This window comes from Brevibacillus borstelensis, from assembly GCF_003710865.1.
GTDB classification, from domain to species: Bacteria; Bacillota; Bacilli; order Brevibacillales; family Brevibacillaceae; genus Brevibacillus; species Brevibacillus borstelensis.
In genome coordinates, this window is record NZ_RHHO01000104.1 from 1 (window position 1) to 2,088 (window position 2,088).

Annotated in this window: 2 protein-coding genes; both read left to right on the top strand. The window is 44.5% G+C overall.

All coding sequences use genetic code 11. The features are described from left to right. Window positions 1–274 precede the first annotated feature (274 nt). Window positions 275–1,138 (top strand): tyrosine-type recombinase/integrase, encoded by an 864-nt coding sequence (locus EDM54_RS26065; protein ID WP_035989557.1) that lies wholly within the window; start codon window positions 275–277, stop codon window positions 1,136–1,138. 58 nt (window positions 1,139–1,196) lie between these two features. Further along, window positions 1,197–2,021, top strand: a complete 825-nt coding sequence (locus EDM54_RS26070; RefSeq protein ID WP_003388365.1) for a hypothetical protein — start codon at window positions 1,197–1,199, stop codon at window positions 2,019–2,021. Window positions 2,022–2,088 lie beyond the last annotated feature (67 nt).

The following is a 2,088-nucleotide window of genomic DNA, read 5'->3' on the forward strand; positions in this document are numbered from 1 at the left end:
CGCCCCCTCCTACTCGATTGGTCTAATTCTTTAAATAGAACTGTACATACTAGGTTACAATACCACACTGTACTTTCCAGACTGAAACAACTTTCCGAATCATATGTTAGAAAATGGACGAAAATGGTAAATCTTGAGTTTCATCTGATATATTATTAAGTTTGGCTGTATAGATTTTTTTGTTATACGACATACAAAACTGGTTAGAATGTTTGATACGGCAATATGTCCATAGCATAAAGCATGTTTCGTTACCAAAGGTGGGCAACTATCAATGCTACTTATGAATGCGATTCAATCTTTTATTCAATACTTGTCTTCGATAGATAGAAGCCATGAGACGATTACTGGCTACCGCAAGGATTTGATTTTTTTTACCCGCTTCCTTGAAGCCAAATATAACGTTGAACCATACATCGATGAAATTACAGCAAATGATATAGAAGAATACCTCACCTATCTCAAAGAAAAACGAAATTATGCACCTGCCAGCAGGGGACGTAACCTTCATACACTGCGCTCCTTTTTTACATACGCATACAACAAGGAACTGGTAAGTCGTAATGTAGCGCTGTCTGTGGAAAAAATTAAGGTGCAGCAGAAGGAAAGAACCTACCTAACGGAGGAAGAAGTCGAGCTATTAATTTGTATGATCGACCACCGTTTGATTCGGTTAGTGGTTATCGTCTTATACATGACGGGAATGCGCATTTCCGAATGCCTAAATCTGACGATCGACAACGTAGACTTAAAAAATCGGGTAATCCATATTGTCGCAGGGAAAGGGAACAAGGACAGACTCATACCAATCTCCAACAGACTGATTCCCTTACTTGAAGATTACATTCGCTACCAACGGCCTGAAACCGAATCTCCGTTGTTTTTCTGCACTAAGAAAACGGGAATGTTGTCGCCAGTTTACGTCAATCGAGTCATTACACAGGCAGTCAATAAGCTGGGTTGGAAAAAGAAAGTCACGGCGCACATCCTGCGCCACAGCTTCGCCAGTCAGCTTGTCAAAAAGGATGTGAATCTCGTGCAAATACAAAAGCTGCTTGGACACTCGTCTCTGAATGTGACAAGCATCTACACACATACAGATTTGGAACAGCTGAGCGAGGCAATCAATACTCTGTAAGCAAGATAGAGAGACTATAAGGAATGGGCATGGATGCATGCAAGGGAGTTAAATAGGAATGTATAAAACAATGGATTCACAAGCAGACCAAAAGCCCATCTACGATGAACGCGTAAATGAAATACTCCGCGGTCTCGTTGAGGGGAAGACTAGGGACGAACTCGCAAAAGAACTAGGCTATAAAAACTACAAAACCCTCGATATTTACATGCGACGCAAGAACTTCAAATGGGATCGGGATAAGCAAAACTACATACCGGCCTACAGTCGCCTGGACAAACAGGAAATTGATCTGGCATTGCTCCGTTCTTCGAAAGTAGCCACTGTCATCTCCCTGTTCCAAAAGGAAGGAGCAGACGCCAAAACAATCGCCAAACGTCTAGGCTTTGCAGATCATCGTGATCTGGCCAATTATATGAAGGCAAAGGGCTACAGATGGTCCTCCGATCTGGGAAACTACCAGAGAGTATACGGACAGCTTCAGGAGGAAGCTGAGGGCCGTCCAGAGGCCACAGAAGAGCTTCAGGATAGTCATGGAGGGGGTGTGGCTGTGACCGCACCTATGGCCCCCAAAATAACCCGTGCGGACGCAGCACAATTGGAGCGCTATTTGCCCCTTCTGGAGATGCTGGAGAGAAACAAGGACAGATTGGTCGATCTGATCGTGCCGGGGGCAGAAAGCGGAAAGGTGCCGCGCTATGCGGTCCCAGGCATCTTCGTGACCAAATCCGTACATATGACCAATACGCTCGATTCACTGGTCCGGGAATACAGCAAGGAAAAGAACATCAGCCAAAGAGACATCTTCGCGGTAGCGCTGATCGAGTTCTTTCGGAGATATGGATACGAGCGTGAAATAGAGACACTGCTGGGAAGGACATAGCCTCAGGCTGTGTCTTTTTGCTGTCTTGACGAGGGAAAAAGAAAAATGTGAACGGCACTGTTAAAAT

Excerpts from the sequence above, each read along its gene's own strand:
- EDM54_RS26065 (WP_035989557.1), top strand. The coding sequence starts at position 275 with ATGCTACTTATGAATGCGATTCAATCTTTTATTCAATACTTGTCTTCG.
- EDM54_RS26070 (WP_003388365.1), top strand. The coding sequence starts at position 1,197 with ATGTATAAAACAATGGATTCACAAGCAGACCAAAAGCCCATCTACGAT.